This is a genomic window from Verrucosispora sp. FIM060022 (assembly GCF_003977705.1).
GTDB lineage: Bacteria > Actinomycetota > Actinomycetes > Mycobacteriales > Micromonosporaceae > Micromonospora > Micromonospora gifhornensis.
The window spans coordinates 463926-483139 of the sequence record NZ_RQIV01000002.1 but is presented as its reverse complement, the minus strand read 5'-3'; the positions used below and the strand labels follow the sequence as shown (position 1 = coordinate 483139).

Here is a 19214-nt window from a genome sequence, read left to right as displayed (position 1 = left end):
CGGCTCAGGACTCCACGATCCGCCCGGCGGTCACCTCCAGCCGGCGGTCGAGGCGTACCGCGTCGAGCATCCGTCGATCGTGGGTCACCAGCAGCAGCGTGCCCGGGTAGCTGTCCAGCGCCGATTCCAGTTGCTCGATGGCCGGCAGATCCAGATGGTTGGTCGGCTCGTCCAGCACCAGCAGGTTGACCCCGCGCCCCTGCAACAACGCCAGGGCGGCCCGGGTGCGTTCACCGGGCGACAACGTCGCGGCCGGGCGCAGCACGTGCTGCGCCCGCAGACCGAACTTGGCCAGCAGCGTCCGCGCGTCGGCGGGCGACAGATCCGGTACGGCCGCCCGGAAGGCGTCCAACAGGGGTACGTCCCCGAGGAACAGCCCTCGGGCCTGGTCCACCTCGCCCACCACCACCCCCGGGCCGAGCGCGGCCTGACCGCCGGTCAGCGGCAGTCGGCCGAGCAGGGCACCCAGCAGGGTCGACTTGCCGGACCCGTTCGCCCCGGTCACCGCCACCCGGTCGGCCCAGTCGATCTGCAGGTTCACCGGCCCGAGAGTGAACTCGCCCCGACGTACCACGGCGTCGCGGAGGGTGGCCACCACGGCGCCGGCGCGGGGTGCGGCGGCGATCTCCATCCGCAGTTCCCACTCCTTGCGCGGCTCCTCCACCACGTCCAACCGTTCGATCAGCCGCTCGGTCTGCCGGGCCTTCGCGGCCTGCTTCTCGCTCGCCTCGGAGCGGAACTTGCGGCCGATCTTGTCGTTGTCGGTGGCCTTGCGCCGGGCGTTGCGGACACCCTTGTCCATCCACGACCGCTGGGTCCGGGCACGCGCCTCCAACGACGCCTTCGTGTCGGCGTACTCCTCGAACTCGGCGCGTGCCTGGCGGCGCGCCACCTCCCGCTCCTCCAGGTACGCCCCGTACCCGCCGCCGAACTGGTTGACCTGCTGCTGATGCAGGTCCAACTCCAGCACCCGGGTCACCGTGCGGGACAGGAACTCCCGGTCGTGACTGACAAGCACCGTGCCGGCCCGCAACCCGGTGACGAACTGCTCCAACCGGTCCAGCCCGGCCAGATCCAGGTCGTTCGTGGGCTCGTCGAGCAGGAACACGTCGTACCGGCTGAGCAGCAGTGAGGCCAGCCCGGCGCGGGCCGCCTGACCACCGGAGAGGCCGGTCATCTCCTGATCGAGGTCGACGGTGAGCCCCAACTCGGCGGCGACCTCCTCGGCCCGCTCGTCCAGATCCGCCCCGCCCAGGCCGAGCCAGCGCTCCAGGGCGTCCGCGTAGGCGTCGTCCGCGCCCGGCGTACCGGCGGTCAGCGCCTCGGTCGCCGCGTCGAGAGCGGCCTGCGCACCGGTCACCCCGGTGCGCCGCGCCAGGAACGCCCGTACCGTCTCGCCGGGTCGCCGATCCGGCTCCTGCGGCAGGTGCCCGATGCTCGCGCCGGGCGGGCTCACCGTGACACTGCCGGCCTCCACCGGCAACAACCCGGCAAGGGTACGCAGCAAGGTCGACTTGCCCGCACCATTGGGCCCGACCAGGCCGATCACGTCACCCGGAGCCACCACCAGGTCCAACCCGGTGAACAGGCTCCGGTCCCCGTGCCCGGCGGCAAGATCCTTGACGATCAACGTGGCGCTCACAAGCAGCCGAGCCTACCCGTGGACCCGTCAGTGGTCGCCGGATTAACCTCCCGGCCCGTCCCTCGTCGCCCACCTGCCGCCGGCTTCGCCTGTCGGTCGGGGGTGGTTGCGGTGACCTGCCGTGCCGGCCGGCGGCGCACGAGGCAGACTCACGGTCGTGCAGACCACTCTGGCGATCGACTGCGGCGGCGGTGGGATCAAGGCGTCCGTGCTCGACGGCGCGGGCACCATGCGGGCGCAACCGCTGCGGGTGCCCACGCCGTACCCGCTGCCGCCGGAACTGTTCGTCAAGACCCTGCTCGACCTGGGGACCCGGCTGCCGTCGGCGGACCGGGTCACGGTCGGGATGCCGGGCATGATCCGCCACGGCGTGGTGGTCGCCACCCCGCACTACGTGACCCGCTCCGGCCCTCGCAGCCGCGTCGACCCGACACTGCTCGCCGAGTGGTCCGGGTACGACGCGCGCACCGCCCTCGCCGGCGCGTTCGGGCTGCCCACCCTGGTGCTCAACGATGCCGAGGTGCACGGTGCCGGGGTGGTCGCCGGTACCGGCTGCGAACTGGTGCTGACCCTGGGCACCGGGCTGGGCAGCGCACTGTTCGACGGCGGGCGGCTCGCCCCGCACCTGGAGCTGTCGCACGCCCCGGTGCGCTGGGGCACGACGTACGACACGTACGTCGGCGAACCGGAACGCCGTCGCCTGGGCGACGCGTTCTGGTCCCGGCGGATCCGGCAGGTGGTGGAGGGGCTGCGCCCGGTGTTCCGCTGGGACCGGCTCTACCTCGGCGGCGGCAACTCCCGACTGATCCGCCCCGAACAGCTCGCCCGGATGGGTGACGACGTGGTCGTGGTCCCGAACAGCGCCGGCATCGTCGGCGGCGTCCGCGCCTGGGACCTCGCCCCGGTGTAGGGGTTCCGCGTGACAACGTGGTCGGGGAACACTCGCGGTACGTCCGGTGTTGTGCCAGCGTCGGGACAGTGCTGCGGCACGGAAGGGGTGGTCGGAGTGGATCTTTTGACCGAGTACCGGCGGGCGACCCTGTTCTTCGAGTCGGGCGACCCGACCGGAGCGGCCCGGCTGCTCGAACCGATCATCGAGGCCGAGCCGGACAACGCGGCGGTACGGCAGCTGCTGGCCCGGGCGTACTTCCAGTCCGCCCAGCTCGGCCGCGCCGAGGAGCACCTGCGGGAGCTGGTCGACCGCAACCCCAGCGACCACTACGCCCACCACGTGCTGGGCCGGACGCTGGAACGGCTCAACCGGCACACCGACGCGCTGCGTCACCTGCGCATCGCGGCGGCCATGCACAACGCCAACAACGACTACACGACCGCCCTGCGGCGGGTCGAGACCCGGCTCGGCGCACGGGCCCGCTGAGCACCGGCAGATCCGAAGGGGCAGCCCGCACGGGCTGCCCCTTCGGCGCGTCCGGACCGGCCACCGCCCTGCCTACCATGGCTCCCAAGGGAACCGACCGGACGGTGGACGCGGCATGAAACTGAAGCTGGACCTGCACGACATCTTCAACAAGGGCCACGACATCGACCGCGCGCTGCGCGGGATCATGGACGAGGCGGTGGCGAAGAAGGCCACCCTCGTCGAGATCATCCCCGGCAAGGGCTCCGGCCAACTCAAGAAGCGGGTGCTGCGCTTTCTCGACCAGAAGGACGTCAAGCAGCTCTACCACCGGGTCGAAAAGGACTCCAAGAACTTCGGCCGCCTCTTCGTCCACTTCCGCTGGAAATAAAGCTGGTCAGTACTGTTCGATGCTCAGCCTCGACGTGGGAGCCAGGTCGGTGCCCTGGCCGGCTCGTACGTAGTCCCAGGCCGCCAGTGCGATCATCGCGGCGTTGTCCGTCGACCATTTCAGCGGCGGCAGGCACAGCTTGACGTCAAGGGATTCGCAGAGCTTGCCGGCGACCTCCCGCAATTGCGGGCTGGCCGCGACCCCGCCGACGATGACCAGGGACTCGGAGGGGTATTCGACGAGCGCCCGCTCGCATTTCTGGGTGAGCACGTCTAGGCAGGCGGCCACGAAGGAGGCCGCGACATCCGCGGCTTCGAGGTTCGGATCGCTTTCGAGCAGGCGACGTACGGCCGTCTTGAGCCCGGAGAACGAGAAGTTGAGGCCGTCGCCGAGCATGGGACGGGGCAGCCCGAAACGGTCCTGGCCCTGCAGCGCCAGGCGGTCGATCACCGGGCCGCCCGGATAGCCCAGGCCGAGCATCCGCGCCACCTTGTCGTACGCCTCGCCGACGGAGTCGTCGCGGGTGGAGCCGACCAGGGAGATCGTGTCCTGATCGCGCATGTGGGCCAGCAGCGTGTGGCCGCCGGAGACGAGCAGGATCAGCGCCGGGTAGGAGACCCGGCGCTCGTTCAGGTCGGCGCTGCGCAGGTGGCCACGCAGGTGGTTGATGCCCAGGACCGGAAGTCCCCAGCCCTGTCCGAGCCCGCGCGCGGTGTCCACGCCCACCATCAGCGAGCCGATGAGCCCGGGGCCGCGGGTGACCCCGATGGCCCGCAGATCCTTCGGTCGGATGCCTGCGTCCTCGATCGCCATCCGTACTGCGGGGATCGCCTTGTCGACGTGGGCGCGGCTCGCCACTTCCGGATAGACCCCGCCGTAACGATCGTGGAGGCTGGCCTGCGAAACGATGACCGACGACAAGACCGTGCCGTCCTCCGCGACCACGGCAGCCGCCGTGTCGTCGCACGAGGATTCAATTCCCAGAATCAACTCACCGGTCGACATTCAGCATCCTCAGGATCTCGGTTTCGGACACCACCCCGACCCGTTCCACGACGGGTGGATCTTTTCGGCAGTTCACCAGTGTGGAAGGCACTTTGGACAGCGGCCCTCGGTCAACTGTCACATCGGGTTCGAACAGCAGCGAGGACAGGATGGATGGCACGTTTTCGTGGGTCGGGCCACCGCTGATGTTGGCGCTGGTGACCAGGAGCGGCCCGGTCTGCGCCAGGATGGCGAGCATCGCCGGATGCGCCGGGATGCGAACCGCCACCTCGTCCCGCCCTGCCAGCCAGGCCGGACGCCGGCCGTCCTCGACGAAGCCGACCGCCAGCGTGAGCGGGCCGGGCATGTACGGCGACGCGAGGCAGCGCGAGCACGCCTCGTTGATGTCGACTCCCAGCTCGCTCAACTGCTCGCCGGAGCCGACCATGACGGGAAGGTTCTTCTCCCGGGGCCGGCCCTTCATGGCGAACAGTCGGTCGATCGCCGTCGGGCTGTCCGGGCGTACCGCGAGCCCGTAGACGGTGTCCGTCGGCAGCAGGGCGACCCCTTCCGCCAGGATGATCTCCGCCACCCGAGTCAACTCGTCCGAAGACCCAGAAATGGACATGCTCCTCACGCGGCCCCTCGGTCGGTGGATTGGAGAGGAATGGTCTCTGGCGCATGATGACCCAGGAACATCGCGCCCGCTGCGGCCAGGATGTTCGGCGCCTGGTCAGGGGTCGCACGGGCCAACGCGGCCTGGACGAACAGGATTGCCGCCCGCTTCTCACTCAGCCGTTCCGCCGCGATACGTGCCTGCTGGTGTACCCGGAAGACGAAGAACGAATGCGTTGCCAGGGCGGCCAGCGCGGCGGCGGCCAGCGCCGTCAGCTCCTTCTCGGGGAACTTCAACCAGTAATGACCGGCGAACGTCGCCGCGAGGACGGCCACGACGGATGCGGGCAGCAGAAAGAAGCCCTGCCGGTACTGCGACCGGGCGATGTTCTGCCACTGCGTCGACTCCTCCTGCATCCCGGCGAGGAGCGAGATCCATTCCGTCCCGACCTGCCGGCCGGGCAGTTCCGCGAGTTTGAGCGGCACCCCCTGGTAGAGGCCCTTCAGCAGCCGTGCAGCCTCTCGCTCGGTCAGTTCGTCCTTCTGATAACGCGCCAGGACCTGGTCGACATCGGAGTCATCGACCAACGCGCTCTTGCGGGCCTGCGCGATCAGGCGTTGAAGGTCTTCCTCCATCGGAAATCCTCACCACCTGTCCAGGTCGGAAGCGGGGAGCCAGTGCGTCGACTGCCGTATGGTCTCGAACGGTATGTCTCCCTCGCGAATGAGGCCGACCTCCCCGGACTGGTCGACCCGGACCACCGTCGAGTGCTTCGAGTAGAAGGAATCACGTCCTTCGACCGCGTGCCAGCGGGGGGACCCTACCGCCGCTGCGGCAGCAGTAACGATCTTCAGGGCCTCGTCGAACGACTGGACGGGCTCGTCCCGCTTGTCCCGTACCGCGGTCGTGGTTATCGGCCACCGCGCATGACTCGCGACGTCCCTCTCGATCTTCGAATCGGGGATCCGGAAGCCGAGGGTACGGTCGGGCGACGCGGTGGACTTGGCGGCGAACTTGTGAGCGCGCTGGTTGGCGGGGCAGACCAGCGTGATCGGGCCCGGGGTGAAGCGCTCCACCAGGTGCAGCGCCGTGGCGTTGAGTTCCAGGTAGCCGCGCACCTGGTCGAGGCCGGAGAATGCGACCGAGACGGGACGGTCGGCGGGACGCCGCAGCAGGCTGTTGATGAACTTCCAGGAATCCTCGTTATGGGGGACGAGTGCGATCGAGTAACAGGTGTCGCTCGGCAGAAGGACGAATCCTCCCTGGTTGAGCCGGGTGACGATCAGGCTCAGAGCGCGGGTGGTGAGCGAACCGCCGGGGGTCAGGTCACCGGCCCTGAAAACGTGGTCGGGACCACTCATAGGAACGTTTCCGATTCCTCGGTCAGCGGACCCACGGGGCCGGGTGACATGCGCTCCTCGCCCGCCTGTGCCATCGCAAGGAGCGTGCTGGCGTCAGGTGCGGCCGGACCTCCGTCCTGCACCTTCAGGCTTGTCGAAACGTCCGTCATCTCGGGCCGGTACGCACCGACCACGGTCAACGCATCGAAGCCCTGCTCGGCCAGGGAGGTGGCCAGCTCGTCGATGATTACCCAGTAGTCGCCTCGGCTGAGCGAGGCCGGTCGGCCGGGGACGTAGATGCCGGCGTAGACCTCGCTGCTGGCGACACCGCGGGCCGGGCGCAGCGCCAGGACGGGCGCATCCGCCGGTACGGAATGGGCCATCACGCTCAGCGAATCGGTGGCGAAGATCGGCAGATCCAACGCGTACGCCAGACCGTTGGCGTACGCGACACCCGCACGCACCGACGTGAGGTTTCCCGGGCCGATGTCCACGGCGACCGCGGCGAGGTCGCTGCTGCGGATGCCGGCCTCGGCGAGAGCCTTGTCCACGAGTCCGGCGATGCCGTCGAAATCCGGCTCGAAGCGGGTGGTCGTCAGCCTGACGCTGGCCGCACTCTCGGTGCCGATGGCGACGGAGTAATCCTTGGTGGACGTCTCGATCGCAAGAATGGCTTTCACTTTACCGCCTGGGTGATTCGACGCTCTAGCTCTTGCAGGACCGGCTGCCAGCGCTGGCATTCCGACGACAGGGTGAAAGTCCGAACCTCAGAACCGGGCTGGGAGGCGATTTCCACCCGCAGATGACACGGGAACTCCCCGGAGACCAGGTCGCCCCACTCGACAAGCGTGACGCACTCGTCGGCATAATCGGCCAACCCCAGATCGCGGTATTCGGCGACGCTGGAGAGCCGGTAGGTGTCGACGTGGAGGACCGTTGTCTCGGTGCCTCGGTAGAAGTTCGCGAGCGTGAAGGTCGGGCTGGTGACCTCGTCGGTGCAGCCGAGTGAATCGGCAAGGGCCTGCACGAAGGCGGTCTTTCCCGCACCGAGATCCCCTCGGAGCAGCACCGCGTCCCCGGCGGAGAGGCATGGTGCGAGGGCAGCCGCCAAGGCATGAGTCTCCGAAAGACTCTTGGCGACATACTCCAAGCTGGCCATCATCACCCCAAATTCTCCGGGTCGCGGTTCCAGACCATTTGATCTTTGATCTTCCAAGCTGCGGCTACACATGTTACCCGGCTAAGGGCGGGATACCTCTGGGCAGGACCGCCGGGCGGTGGGTCACAGGGCATAGGTGCGGGCCACGGCGAGCATCTCGGAGCTGTGCGAGCCGACCACGCCGACGCCCGTAGGGCGAGGACGGAAACCCGGCAGCGCGTCGAGGCCGTCGCTGACGTCCGTCGCTCGCAGCGCGACAGGCGTTGCCGACGGTACGACGGTCAGGACGACCTCGAATCCCTCCGTCGGTGGGGCGTGGAAGACCACGCCGAAGCCCCACCGGCCCTCGCGCTGCTCGACCGGCACCGGGCGACCGGCCACCTGAGCGCTGCGGACCACCGCCGTCGAGGTGTCCACGTGCAGGGTGGCCAGGCGTACCTGCCGTTGGGGGGTGAACCGCAACCGCAGGGTGCGCTCCCCGGCCGTGCCGGTGTCGGACAGCACCTCCAGCCGGGGCGCGGGCAGGTCGGCGGCCTGCGCCGGGCCGCCGAGCAACTCGTCGCGACCGAGGCCGGGAAAGTCGTCGGCGATGGAGACCGTCGAGTCGACGTACTCCGCGGTCCAGGGTTGTGGGTCGGATTCGAGGCTGAGCCAGCGGGCCTGACCGGTGCCGGCGTCCAGGGCGTACATCAGGTGGGTGGGTGCGGGATGCGCGGCGTCGAAACGGTCGGCGGCGATTCCCACCCCGGCGAGCACCGCCGCCGTCAGTGCGGCGGCACCGGCGGGCAGCGCACCGCGGCGGCGGGCCCGCAACGCGTCCATGCCCCGCTGACCACCGGCTTCCGGATGCAGCAGGTCCACCACCGGCAGCGCGGCCAGGCCGAGCAGTACCGCGAACAACGCCGCGACACCGCCCATCGCCATGCCCAGGGCCGGGAAGAGCAGCACCACCACGGGCAGCAGGATGACCACCGCCACCGCGCCGGTCAGGGTCACCGCGATCACCGGCACCGGGCCGTCGATGCGGGCGGCCAGCGCGACCAGCCCGGCGAGCACACCGGCCAGGGCAGGCAGAGTCGCCAGGTACGCCCCACCGGGCACCAGCACCGCGAGCAGTACGCCGAGCAGCGCCAGCCAGCCCAGTCCGCCGATGGCCAGCGCGGCGGGACCGACCCGACGGCGGGTCAGCGCGTACCAGGCGAACAGCACGGCGGCGGCGAGCGCCAGCACGGCCAGCCGATACCAGATCGGCCGGTACGGGTCGAGCAGCATGGCGTTGCCGGGCCGGATGACGCTGATCGCGGCCCAGAGCAGTTGAGCGCCCAACGGGGCGACCACGATCGGTACCAGGGCCAGCCCGAACCCGGCGGCCAGCCGACCACCGGTGACCCGACCTCGACGCCGCGCCCACCAGCCGAGGACGATCACCCCGGCGAGCGTGAGCAGCGCCAACGGCAGCACCAGCGTTCCGGGGTAGCGGGCCAGGCCACCGGGCACCGGGAAGTAGGTGGCGTCGTGGTCGGCGGCCAGGTCGGCCAGGTCGATCCGGCCGAATTCGCGGGCCAGGCCGAGCGCGTTGGCGCCGTGGTGCTGGAGGCTGGCCCGGTCCATCGACTCGGGGGTGTCCAGCGGGGTGTGGTAGATCGCGCCGCCGTCGAGGTAGGCCGAGTTCAGCCCGACGAATCCATGGTCGAGGAAGGCGGTGAAGTCGGTGTCGTTGGGCAGCGCGCGGTAGACCTCCACGGCGAACGAGGTGCCGACGGGATGCGGTGCGGCCCGGCCGAAGACGTCGACAAGCGCGGCGTTCTCCGGTGAGGTCTCGAACATGATCACCGGCCCGGTGCTGCCGCGGGCCTCCAGATTGAGCACCACACCCTTGCCGGCGGCCAGCGGGTGGTCGGCGGCGAACGCCGACGCTCCGCACAGGCAGGCCTCCTCGGCGTCGGTGAAGACGAAGACGAGATCGTTTCGGGGTCGCGGGCCGCTGGTCAGCGCCCGGGCCACCTCCAGGATGGCGGCGACGCCCGCCGCGTTGTCGTTGCCGCCCGGCCCGGTCTGCACCGCGTCGTAGTGGGCCACCAGGAACACCGTGCCGGTCGGGTCGGTGCCGGCCAACCGGGCCACCACGTTGCGTACGCGGGCCAGCGTGGCGCCACCCGCGGCCCCGCTGAGCTGACCGGCCTCTTCGGCGACGGTGTCCTGAACCTCGGGGGTCATCCCCAGCGCGCGTAGCCGGGCCTCCAGATGGGCCCGGACCTCGTCGTTGGCGGCGCTGCCGGCGGGGTGTCGCTGGCGCGCGACGACCGACACGTGCTCGTACGCCCGATCGGCGCTGAACTCGTCGCGCGGTGCGTCGGCCGGCCGGGGTGTCGGGGGACGAATGGCGAGCAGCGCGAGTGTGCCGACGGCGGCGAGGGCGACCAGGGCGGCGAGCGCGGCGACCAGGCGGTGACGCGGTCGGGACAGGGCACGATCGGCGGCGGGGGGTGCGCCCACGACAGGCTCCTCGGGGGTGGGGTGGGTGCACATCATCCTCTATGCCGCCCCAGGGCGCTCCGTCGTGTTGTGTGCGAACGTTGTCTAATACAGGATCAGCAGGGCACTCGGAAGGAGCCCGACATCACCAGCGATCTCCCGCCCGTCGCGGCGGTGGGCCGGCCGCACCGAGGGACCGCCAAGACCGGTCCCTCAGTCGTGTCATGGCCATATCCGCAAGGTGGCCTGGGCGGCAATCCGAACCTGCCGCCCGGGGAACGGCTGCGGGTGCTGCTGGTCGAGGACGACGAGGGCGACGCCTTCCTCGTCGGCGAGCTGCTGGCCGAGACGAATTCCGGGATCGACCTGCTGGTCGCCACAAGTCTCAGCGAGGCCCGTCGACGGATGGCGGGGGTGGACTGCGTCCTGCTGGACCTGGGCCTGCCCGATGCGCAGGGGCTGGACGGTCTGCGGCAGGTGTTGGAGATGTCCGGCAGCGCCGCCGTCTGCGTGCTGACCGGCCGCAGCGACGAGCACCTGGGCATCGTCGCGGTCGCCGAGGGCGCGCAGGACTACCTGGTCAAAGGCCAGGTCGACGGGGTGCTGCTGACCCGGGCGCTGCGCTACGCGGTGGAGCGCAAACGCGCCGACGAGAATGCCCGCCGGCTGCGCGAGGTGGAACTGCGGCAGGCCGAGTCGGCTCGGTTGGAGCGAGGCCTGCTGCCCCAGCCACTGATGTCGACCGACAAGATCGCCGTGCACACCTTCTATCGACCCGGTCGGCATGCCGCCCTGATCGGGGGCGATTTCTTCGACGTTGTGCAGACCCGTCCCGATCAGGTCGACCTGATCGTCGGCGACGTGTGCGGACACGGGGTGGACGAGGCGGCGCTCGGGGTCGAGCTTCGGGTGGCCTGGCGGGCGCTGATCCTGGCCGGGGTGCCGGACGACGAGGTGCTGCCCGCGCTGGAGCAGGTGCTGATGAGCGAACGCCGGCTCCAGGAGATCTTTGCCACGGTCGCGACGGTGCGCCTCGACCTCGACGCCAACCGGGGGACCGTACGGCTGGCCGGCCACCCTCCGCCGGTCCTGCTCGCCGGGGGCAAGGTGGCGCCGGTGCCCGCGCCGGGCGGACTGCTGCTCGGCGTACGACCCCGGCGTCCGGTCGCCTTCGATCTGGAGTTCGACACCGAGGACTGGTCACTGCTGATGTACACCGATGGTCTGATCGAGGGCCGGGTGGGCGAGGGCGACGAGCGCCTTGACGTGCCCGGGCTGACCCGACTGTTGCAGGAACCGGACAGCCGCCACGTCGCGCTGCCCGCGCTGCCGGCCTGGCTGGTCGGGCGCGCGGAGCAGCTCAACGGCGGCCCGTTCGCCGACGACGTGGCGATGCTGCTGGTCACCCGGGGCGGTGGCCGATGAGCGTCGACGTCAGCTGGTGGACGCTGCGCCGCCGGGTGCTGGCGTTGCTCGGGGTGGTCGGCGCACTGCTGCTCAGCGTCGCGGTGGCCGAGGCGGTCGTCGCCACCAAGAACCGCGAGTACACCGACGTGCTGCTGGTGGAGGTCGGCCCGCTGCGGGTGCAGGGCCAGGAGATGCTCAACGCCCTGCTCGACCAGGAGACCGCCGTACGCGGCTATGCGGTGACCGCCGATCCGGAGGACCTCGCCCCGTACGAGCAGGGTCTGGCTCAGGAGCGGGCGACCGCGCAGGAGATCCGGAAGTTGTCCGCCAAGTACCCCGCGATCGTGGCGGACCTTGAGGCGGTGGAGCAGCAGGCGGACGAGTGGCGGCGCGGCGTGGCCCAGCCGGTGATCGAGACGACTCGGACCGAGGGCACCGAAGCCGGCCAGGCGCTGCTGACCGACGAGGCGCGACAGCGGTTCGACGAGGTGCGTGGTGCGGTCTCCGCGCTCCAGGACGAGATCCTCACCGCTCGGGAGGCCACCGCCGACAACGTGGAGCGGACCGGCAACCTCCTGGTCATCCTGCTCATCGTCGCCGCACTCGTGGTGGGCACGGCCGGCATCGCCCTGCTGCTGGCGCTGGATCGGATGGTGCTGCGCCCGCTGACCGGCCTGGCCGGGCAGGTCAGAGAGGTCGTCACGGGTGACTACGCGCACCGGATCGTCGGCACCGGGCCGCCGGAGTTCCAGACCCTCGGCACGGACGTGGACGCCATGCGGCAGCGGATCGCGGCCGACCTCGCCGAGGTACGCGAGGCACGGGAGCGCATCGAGTGGGTCAACGCCCAGTTGCAGAAGCAGGCCGAGGAGTTGACCCGATCCAACCGTGACCTGGAGCAGTTCGCCTACGTCGCCTCGCACGACCTCCAGGAGCCGCTGCGCAAGGTGGCGAGCTTCTGCCAGCTGCTGCAACGCCGGTACGCGGGCCGCCTCGACGAGCGGGCCGACCAGTACATCGCCTTCGCGGTGGACGGCGCCCAGCGGATGCAGCGGCTGATCAACGACCTGCTGGCGTTCTCCCGGATCGGTCGGCTCACCGCCGGCTTCACCGAGGTCGACCTGAACAGCCTGATGGCCGACGTCGCCGCACAGACCGAACCGGCCCGGCAGTACGCCGACGCCGAGCTGACCTGGGGCAACCTGCCGGTCATCCGGGGCGAGGAACCACTGCTGACCAACCTGCTGGTCAACCTGGTCAGCAACTCGGTCAAGTTCCGCCGCCCCGACGTACCGCCGAAGGTGCATGTCTCGGCCCGGCTGGTCGGCGAGGAATGGGAGATCAGCTGCCAGGACAACGGCATCGGGATCGAGCCGGAGTTCGCCGACAAGATCTTCGTGATCTTCCAGCGGCTGCACGCCAAGGACGCCTATCCGGGGACCGGCATCGGGCTGGCCATCGTCAAGAAGATCGTGGAGTACCACGGCGGTCGGGTCTGGGTGGACACCGACGTACCCGAGGGCACGGCCATCCGGTTCACCCTGCCGGCCATGCCGGGCGACGTCGAGGCGGCCCGGCAGAGCGGCCCGCCGACGGGCGCGGCGGAGTCGGATTCGGACCCGGCCGACCGTGACGCCGCACCGGCCGTCGGCGAGCAGGCCGGCGGTGACGGTACGGTCAGCGTGGACGCCGACACGGCTTCGGCTGCCCGATCGGCCGACGACGCGGCAGCGGACACCGCCGGGGCGCGGCCGGCCGACGTGGCTCGCCAGGGCGGCGCGGACGCAGCCACCGGCGAGGCGCCCGGTAGGGGTGGGCGGTCGGGCAGCGGTGACACAGGTGGGATGAAGGAGGCGGTGGGATGACCGCGCCAGCGGACGGCAACAGCCCGATCGAGGTGCTGCTCGTCGAGGACGACCCGGGTGACGTGCTGATGACCCGGGAGGCTTTCGAGGAGCACAAGCTGCGTAATCGGCTCAACGTCGTCTCCGATGGTGCCGAGGCGCTGGCCTACCTGCGCCGCGAGGGCCAGTACGCCGACGCAGTGCTGCCGGATCTGATCCTGCTCGACCTGAACCTGCCGCGCAGGGACGGCCGGGAGGTGCTGGAGGAGATCAAGAACGACGAGCAGTTCCGCCGGATCCCGGTGGTGGTGCTGACCACCTCCCAGGCCGACGAGGACATCCTGCGCAGCTACCAGCTGCACGCGAACGCGTACGTCACCAAGCCGGTGGACTTCGAGCGGTTCATCTCGGTGGTCCGGCAGATCGACGAGTTCTTCGTCAGCGTGGTGAAGCTGCCGCCGCGTGGCTGACACACTGCTCGACGACGTCGCCGGACTGCTGCGGGAGACCGCCGACCGGATCGTACTTCCGTTGTTCCGCCACCTCGACGACGCCGACGTGACCGAGAAGGCCCCGGGCGAACTGGTCACGGTCGCCGACCAGCGGGCTGAGGAGGCGATTGCCGCCGGGTTGCGTCGACTGCGACCGAACTCGCTGGTGGTGGGCGAGGAGGGCGTGGCGGCGGACCCGAGCCTGCTGCGCCACCTGCGCTCCGCCGGAGACGTGTGGCTGGTCGACCCGATCGACGGCACCGCCAACTTCGCGGCCGGACGCCGCCCGTTCGCCCTGATGATCGCCCTGCTCACCGCCGGTGAGCCGGTGGCCGGCTGGATCTTCGATCCGCTGGCGGACACCCTGGCGACGGGCTGGCTGGAGACCGGCGCCTACCTCGACGGGAATCCGCTGCGCCTGCCGACCGACGCACCGCCGATCGGCGAGCTACGGGGCGCGGCGATGACCAGGTTCCTGCCGCCCTCGTCGCGGCGAACCGTCGAGGCGGGCGGTGCGCAGGTCGGCGAACTGCTGCCCGGCCAACACTGCGCCGGCCGGGAATACCTCGACCTGCTCACCGGTGACCAGCAGTTCGTGGTCTTCTGGCGCACCCTGCCCTGGGACCACGGCCCGGGCACCCTGCTGGTACGGGCCGCCGGCGGGGTGGCCCGCCGCTTCGACGGCACGGACTACCACCCCGCCGACACCACCGAAGGCCTGCTGGTAGCCACAAACGAAAAGATCTGGCACCAGGTCCAAACCACCCTCCTGCCCACTCGCACCTGACCCACCCCACCCTGCGCCCCGCGTCCTCCGCCAGTTTTGGTCGCCCTCAGCCCGGAGCTCGACCAAATCTTTTGATCACGCGGCAGGTCGGGCTGCGGGTCGGGCCGGCGGGTTGGCGCGGGGGTGGTGGGCGGAGGGTTAGGTGAGGGTTGCGGTGGGTGGGTTATTGACGGGTGTGGGGGTCGGGGGACTGGTCGGGGAGGGCGGTTCCGGTATTCTGACCGGCGGTCTACCGCCAGCAGGCCGCCGATCGGCGCCGGCGGGGGCCGCCGCCGCGCAGTGATCTCACCGGGGGGCCGGCGGACGACGAAAGGATGCTTTCGTGCGCAGGTCCATGCCCGTGCGGCGGCGCTTACATCGGCCGCTGATCACCCTGCTCGCCGCCGTGGCGTTGCTGCTCGGCGTCGGTGCCGTCCCGGCGTACGCCGAGCCCAACGAGGGGGGCAGCAAGAAGCTGCGGGACACCTTGGAGGCCACCGCCAAGGCGCACATCGAGGCCAAGCGCAAGCTCGACAGCTCCAAGAAGCGTCAGAAGAAGATGGCCAAGGAGCTGTCCGAGCTGGAGGGGCGACTGTCCGAGCTGAGCGTGATGGTCGGTGAGGTGGCCGCACAGTCGTACCGGATCGGTCGGCTCAGTGCCGCCGCCGCGCTGCTGGACAGCGGCACCCCGGAGGCGTTCGTGCAGCGGGCCGCCAGCCTCGACATGATGGCCCAGCGGGACGGCCGTCGGGTGCGCGAGCTGACCGAGGCCCGCGAGCAGGCCCGGCAGGCCAAGCTCGCGATCAACGCCGAGGTGCGGGAGCAGACCAAGCAGCTCGCCGTGATCGCGAAGAAGAAGAAGGAGACCGAGGCGGCGCTGGCCGCGGTCAGCTCGGGTACCAGCGGCGGCTTCAGCGGCGGCAGCGCCACGTCGGCCAAGCCGGCGCCGCGCAACGCCAACGGCTCCTGGCCGTCCGAGTCCTGCTCGGTGAACGACCCGACCACCTCCGGCTGCATCACGCCACGCACCCTGCACGCGCTTCAGCAGACCAAGGCCGCCGGATACAAGCGGTACGTCTCCTGCTACCGCAGCGGTGGTTCCGGCGAGCATCCCAAGGGTCGGGCCTGTGACTTCTCCGCCGCCACCAACGGCTTCGAGAACCGCACGGCCACCGGCGGGGACAAGGCGTACGGGGACAGCCTGGCCGCCTGGCACGTACGCAACGCCGACCGGCTCGGTGTGCTGTACGTCATCTGGTACCGGCAGATCTGGCATCCGGGCACCGGCTGGCGAGCGTACGGCGGCAGCGGCAGTCCCGCCGCAGACCACACGAACCATGTTCATCTCTCGATGTACTGACCCGCGGCCGTCTACGGGCTGCGTACCATCGCCACGATGAACTCTCCATCACCTGACGTCGCGGCACCCACCGCGTCGGCCGAACCGGCGATCCCACGGGCGCTGCCCAGCGGGCTCGCCGCGTTTCTGGTCTTCTACTCCAGCGGTGCCGTCCTGGTCCTGGAGACCGCCGCGCTGCGCCTGGTCGGGCCGTACGTCGGGGTGACGCTGCAGGTGACCAGCTCGGTCATCGGCATCGCGTTGGCCGCCATCGCGTACGGGGCCTGGGCGGGTGGCTGGCTGGCCGACAAGCGCAATCCGCGTACGCTGCTGGCCCCGGCCCTGGTGCTCTCCGGCATCGCCACCGCGATCACCCTGCCGGCGGTGCGCTATGCGGGCGAGGTGCTCAAGGGTGACACCGCGAGCGCGATCCTGCTGCTGGTCGCGGTGGCCGTGTTCGCCCCCGCGATGCTGCTGTCCGCGGTCACCCCGCTGGTGGTCAAGCTGCAACTCGCCGACCTGCGCCGCACCGGCCAGGTGGTCGGTCGGCTCTCCGGTATCGGCACGCTGGGTGCGGTCACGGCGACCCTGGTCACCGGGTTCGTGCTGGTCGCCGCGCTGCCCAGCACGGTCATCCTGTTCGGGCTCGCCGCCTCGCTCGGCATCACCGGCATCGCCCTCGGCGTGTACCTGCACCGCCAGGACCGGGCGACGCTGCCCGGCCCGGCCCGGGTCAAGGCCGCGTTGGCGGTGCTCGGCCTGGTCGGCGCGGGGCTGACCATGGTCGCGCCGAACCCGTGCGACGTGGAGACCGCGTACCACTGCGCAAGGGTCGAAACCGATCCCGGCCGCGAGAGCGGGCGGACGCTGCTGCTCAACTCGGCCCAGCACTCGTACGTGGATCTCGCCGACCCGACCCACCTGGAGTACGCGTACACCCGGTGGATCGGGGCGGTGGCCGACGTGATGGCCCCCGAGGGGCAGCGGCTCGACGCACTGCACCTGGGCGGGGGCGGGTTCACTGTGCCGCGCTACCTGACCGCCACCCGGCCCGGCACCGACAACCTGGTCTTCGAGCTCGACGGCGGGCTGGTCGCCTTGGGCGAGCAGCACCTCGGCGTACGCCAGGGGCCGGATCTCGAGGTGATGGTGGGCGACGCCCGGCTGTGGACGGCCCGGCAGGCGACGGACAGCCGGGATTTCGTGGTCGGTGACGCGTTCGGGCATCTGGTGGTGCCCTGGCACCTGGCCACCCGGGAGATGGCCGCCGACATCAGGCGGGTCGTCCGCCCCGGCGGGGTGTACGTGCAGAACGTGATCGACTATCCGCCGCTGCGGTTCATCCGCAGCGAGGTGGCCACCGTCGCCGCCGAGTTCCGGCATGTCGCGCTGGTCGCCCCGCCGGAGGCGCTGGCCGGCGAGCGGGGCGCGAACTTCCTCATCGTCGCCTCCGACGCGCCGTTGCCGCTGGCCGCGCTCCGCGCCCGACTGGACGCCGACAACGAGCCGGTCAGCCTGCTCAGCGGCGGGGACCTGACCGACTTCGTCGGTGACGCGCTGGTGCTCACCGACGACTACGCACCGGTGGACCAACTGCTCGCCACCGCCTGATCGGGTGACATCGGTGACCGAATCCGCTCAGAAAGGTGTAGCGGGGTTCGCTTCGGGCAACAAGGCCGACCATGGGTGCAGAGGTACGCAGGGGCGCGCAGCTGCTTGGTGAGCGGTACCGGTTGATCGAGCAACTGGGCACGGGCGGCATGTCCGTCGTCTGGCGTGGCTACGACGAGGTGCTGGGCCGGCAGGTCGCGGTCAAGGTCCTGGCGTCCCGGCTGGCCAGCGACCGGGCGTTCCGCCATCGGATCCGCAGCGAGGCCCAGGCCGCCGCCCGGCTCTGCCACCCCAACATCACAAACGTGTACGACTACGGCGAGTCCCAGCAGGTCGGCCTGACCGTGCCGTACGTGGTGATGGAGTTGATCGACGGCGCGCCGCTGACCGCCCGGCTCTCCGGCGTGGGCGTCCTGCCCTGGCGGGAGGCGGTGACGATCGCGGCCGAGGTCGCCTCCGCGCTGGCCACTGCGCACGCCCGTGGCGTGGTGCACCGCGACGTGACCCCCGGCAACGTGATGCTCACCGCGACCGGCGTGAAGGTGGTCGACTTCGGCATCTCGGCGTTGGTGGGGGAGAGCGAGAAGAGCGCGGACGGCACACTGCTCGGCACGCCCGCCTACCTCGCCCCGGAACGCCTCGACAACGGTCAGGTCAGCCCCGCCACCGACGTGTACGCGGTGGGCCTGCTGCTCTACCGGATGCTGACCGGCCGGCTGCCCTGGCAGGCCGAAACGACCACCCAGATGTTGCGGGCGCACATGTACCGCGAACCGGAACCCATGCCGGCGGTGCCGGAGTTGCCCGCCGGGGTCGCCGAGCTGGTGCACCGCTGCCTGGCCAAGCGCCCGGTGGACCGGCCCGGTACGGCCGAGCTGGCCCTTACCCTCGCCGAAGCGGTCGGCAAGATCCCGGCCGTGCCGGTGTCGCTGGCCGACCAGCGAACCGATCCGATGCTGCTGGCCAGCGCCGGTACCACCATCCTGCCCTGGTCGGTGGCGACGGATGCGCTGCCGCTGACGGGTCTGCGCACCGCTCGGCGGCGGGACCGTCGACGTCGGGTCGAGGCGGGGGTGGCCGCCGTCGCGCTGATGGCCGTCACGGCGGCGGTGTGGGGAGTCACCTCGCGCAGCCCGGCCAGCGGCGGCATCGACCAGCCCACCCAGGCTCGGATGGGCGGCGAGGACCGGATTCCGTGCCAGGTGTCGTACGCGCTGCGCAAGGACTCCGGCAAGGACTTCACCGCCGAGTTGAGCCTGACCAACACCGGCGACCGCGAACTGCGGGACTGGACGGTCCGGTTCGCCTTCCCCGGTGGGCAGCAGGTGACCGGGGCGAGCCCCGTGCCGGCCCGCCAACAGGGACACGCGGTCGCGGTCCAGGCCGCCCCGGAGCATCCCGCCCTGAAACCCGGCGCGACCGAGAAGTTGCGCCTGACCGGGACGTACACCGGGACGAATCCGCTGCCGGTGGAGTTCCGCCTGGGTGACGAGCAGTGCGGGGTGCAGGTGTCCGGCATCGCCGGCAGCGCACCGACCCCGAAGCCGGTGAAGGCGGCCGGCGGCAAGGCCGGTTCCGGTGGCTCGGACAAGGCGAAGACCAAGCCGGAGAAGGCCAAGCCGGGCAAGAAGGCCGAGCCGGGCAAGAAGGACACCCCTGCCAAGAAGAAGGGCCCCGACAAGAAGGAGCAGCAGGCCAAGGGGACTCCGGCGAAGGGGAAGCCGGAGAAGACAAAGGCGGCCAAGCGGGGCAAGCCGAAGACGCCACCCGGCAGGAAAGCCTGAGCGATCGG

18 protein-coding genes are annotated in these 19214 nt (G+C 70.7%); 10 read left to right on the top strand and 8 right to left on the bottom strand.

Annotated elements, in window-relative coordinates:
* Positions 1–4: 4 nt before the first annotated feature.
* A complete protein-coding gene (locus EG812_RS08780; protein ID WP_013736063.1) occupies positions 5–1642 on the bottom strand; it encodes an ABC-F family ATP-binding cassette domain-containing protein in 1638 nt (545 codons plus the stop codon).
* 157 nt (positions 1643–1799) lie between these two features.
* Here EG812_RS08780 and EG812_RS08775 point away from each other — a divergent pair, with 157 nt between their 5' ends.
* From EG812_RS08775 to EG812_RS08765, 3 genes are all read left to right on the top strand, one after another.
* Positions 1800–2552 carry an ROK family protein gene (locus EG812_RS08775; RefSeq protein ID WP_013736062.1) on the top strand — a complete coding sequence of 251 codons (753 nt, stop codon included), beginning with the start codon at positions 1800–1802 and terminating at the stop codon, positions 2550–2552.
* Positions 2553–2648: 96 nt separating this feature from the next.
* The gene (locus EG812_RS08770) at positions 2649–3020 is read left to right on the top strand and encodes a tetratricopeptide repeat protein (protein ID WP_013736061.1); all 372 of its coding nucleotides are present in this window, start codon (positions 2649–2651) and stop codon (positions 3018–3020) included.
* A 115-nt stretch (positions 3021–3135) separates the two neighbouring features.
* Positions 3136–3390 (top strand): Smr/MutS family protein, encoded by a 255-nt coding sequence (locus EG812_RS08765; RefSeq protein ID WP_013736060.1) that lies wholly within the window; start codon positions 3136–3138, stop codon positions 3388–3390.
* Positions 3391–3396: 6 nt separating this feature from the next.
* On the opposite strand, the gene tsaD is transcribed toward EG812_RS08765, so the two are convergent.
* The 7 genes from tsaD to EG812_RS08730 all read right to left on the bottom strand — a co-directional run bounded on the left by tsaD (position 3397) and on the right by EG812_RS08730 (position 9985).
* Positions 3397–4395: a tRNA (adenosine(37)-N6)-threonylcarbamoyltransferase complex transferase subunit TsaD gene (gene tsaD / locus EG812_RS08760; protein ID WP_102658135.1), complete on the bottom strand. Its 999-nt coding sequence runs from the start codon at positions 4393–4395 to the stop codon at positions 3397–3399.
* Positions 4382–4966: an L-threonylcarbamoyladenylate synthase gene (locus tag EG812_RS08755; protein WP_013736037.1), complete on the bottom strand. Its 585-nt coding sequence runs from the start codon at positions 4964–4966 to the stop codon at positions 4382–4384. Before EG812_RS08755 ends, tsaD begins: the two co-directional genes overlap by 14 nt.
* A gap of 41 nt (positions 4967–5007) precedes the next feature.
* The gene (locus EG812_RS08750; RefSeq protein ID WP_126711293.1) at positions 5008–5625 is read right to left on the bottom strand and encodes a hypothetical protein; all 618 of its coding nucleotides are present in this window, start codon (positions 5623–5625) and stop codon (positions 5008–5010) included.
* A 9-nt stretch (positions 5626–5634) separates the two neighbouring features.
* Complete coding sequence (locus tag EG812_RS08745) at positions 5635–6351, bottom strand: L-threonylcarbamoyladenylate synthase (RefSeq protein ID WP_126711292.1); 717 nt, start codon at positions 6349–6351, stop codon at positions 5635–5637.
* Complete coding sequence (gene tsaB / locus EG812_RS08740) at positions 6348–7010, bottom strand: tRNA (adenosine(37)-N6)-threonylcarbamoyltransferase complex dimerization subunit type 1 TsaB (protein ID WP_013736034.1); 663 nt, start codon at positions 7008–7010, stop codon at positions 6348–6350. The genes EG812_RS08745 and tsaB overlap by 4 nt, the downstream gene beginning before the upstream one ends.
* Positions 7007–7492 (bottom strand): tRNA (adenosine(37)-N6)-threonylcarbamoyltransferase complex ATPase subunit type 1 TsaE, encoded by a 486-nt coding sequence (gene tsaE / locus EG812_RS08735; RefSeq protein ID WP_086011352.1) that lies wholly within the window; start codon positions 7490–7492, stop codon positions 7007–7009. Before tsaE ends, tsaB begins: the two co-directional genes overlap by 4 nt.
* 120 nt (positions 7493–7612) lie before the next feature.
* Positions 7613–9985: a M20/M25/M40 family metallo-hydrolase gene (locus EG812_RS08730; protein ID WP_126711291.1), complete on the bottom strand. Its 2373-nt coding sequence runs from the start codon at positions 9983–9985 to the stop codon at positions 7613–7615.
* Between the two features lie 198 nt (positions 9986–10183).
* Between EG812_RS08730 and EG812_RS08725 the strand changes: the two genes are divergently transcribed.
* The 7 genes from EG812_RS08725 (at position 10184) to EG812_RS08695 (ending at position 19206) form a co-directional block, all read left to right on the top strand.
* Entirely contained in the window at positions 10184–11389 is a 1206-nt protein-coding gene (locus EG812_RS08725; protein WP_043725852.1) for a PP2C family protein-serine/threonine phosphatase, read from the top strand.
* Positions 11386–13236 carry a sensor histidine kinase gene (locus EG812_RS08720; RefSeq protein ID WP_126711290.1) on the top strand — a complete coding sequence of 617 codons (1851 nt, stop codon included), beginning with the start codon at positions 11386–11388 and terminating at the stop codon, positions 13234–13236. The genes EG812_RS08725 and EG812_RS08720 overlap by 4 nt, the downstream gene beginning before the upstream one ends.
* Positions 13233–13685 carry a response regulator gene (locus tag EG812_RS08715; protein ID WP_013736029.1) on the top strand — a complete coding sequence of 151 codons (453 nt, stop codon included), beginning with the start codon at positions 13233–13235 and terminating at the stop codon, positions 13683–13685. The genes EG812_RS08720 and EG812_RS08715 overlap by 4 nt, the downstream gene beginning before the upstream one ends.
* Entirely contained in the window at positions 13678–14493 is an 816-nt protein-coding gene (locus EG812_RS08710; RefSeq protein WP_013736028.1) for an inositol monophosphatase family protein, read from the top strand. The genes EG812_RS08715 and EG812_RS08710 overlap by 8 nt, the downstream gene beginning before the upstream one ends.
* A gap of 334 nt (positions 14494–14827) precedes the next feature.
* Complete coding sequence (locus EG812_RS08705; RefSeq protein ID WP_013736027.1) at positions 14828–15832, top strand: coiled-coil domain-containing protein; 1005 nt, start codon at positions 14828–14830, stop codon at positions 15830–15832.
* A 36-nt stretch (positions 15833–15868) separates the two neighbouring features.
* A complete protein-coding gene (locus tag EG812_RS08700) occupies positions 15869–17422 on the top strand; it encodes a fused MFS/spermidine synthase (protein ID WP_126711289.1) in 1554 nt (517 codons plus the stop codon).
* A gap of 71 nt (positions 17423–17493) precedes the next feature.
* A complete protein-coding gene (locus tag EG812_RS08695; protein WP_013736025.1) occupies positions 17494–19206 on the top strand; it encodes a serine/threonine-protein kinase in 1713 nt (570 codons plus the stop codon).
* Positions 19207–19214: the final 8 nt, after the last annotated feature.

Bases quoted from the DNA above. Each gene is read 5' to 3' on its own strand.
- EG812_RS08705 (WP_013736027.1), top strand. From the start codon at position 14,828: ATGCCCGTGCGGCGGCGCTTACATCGGCCGCTGATCACCCTGCTCGCC.
- EG812_RS08695 (WP_013736025.1), top strand. From the start codon at position 17,494: ATGGGTGCAGAGGTACGCAGGGGCGCGCAGCTGCTTGGTGAGCGGTAC.
- EG812_RS08720 (WP_126711290.1), top strand. From the start codon at position 11,386: ATGAGCGTCGACGTCAGCTGGTGGACGCTGCGCCGCCGGGTGCTGGCG.
- EG812_RS08750 (WP_126711293.1), bottom strand. From the start codon at position 5,625: ATGGAGGAAGACCTTCAACGCCTGATCGCGCAGGCCCGCAAGAGCGCG.
- EG812_RS08700 (WP_126711289.1), top strand. From the start codon at position 15,869: ATGAACTCTCCATCACCTGACGTCGCGGCACCCACCGCGTCGGCCGAA.
- EG812_RS08765 (WP_013736060.1), top strand. From the start codon at position 3,136: ATGAAACTGAAGCTGGACCTGCACGACATCTTCAACAAGGGCCACGAC.
- tsaD (WP_102658135.1), bottom strand. From the start codon at position 4,395: ATGTCGACCGGTGAGTTGATTCTGGGAATTGAATCCTCGTGCGACGAC.
- EG812_RS08745 (WP_126711292.1), bottom strand. From the start codon at position 6,351: ATGAGTGGTCCCGACCACGTTTTCAGGGCCGGTGACCTGACCCCCGGC.
- tsaE (WP_086011352.1), bottom strand. From the start codon at position 7,492: ATGATGGCCAGCTTGGAGTATGTCGCCAAGAGTCTTTCGGAGACTCAT.
- EG812_RS08715 (WP_013736029.1), top strand. From the start codon at position 13,233: ATGACCGCGCCAGCGGACGGCAACAGCCCGATCGAGGTGCTGCTCGTC.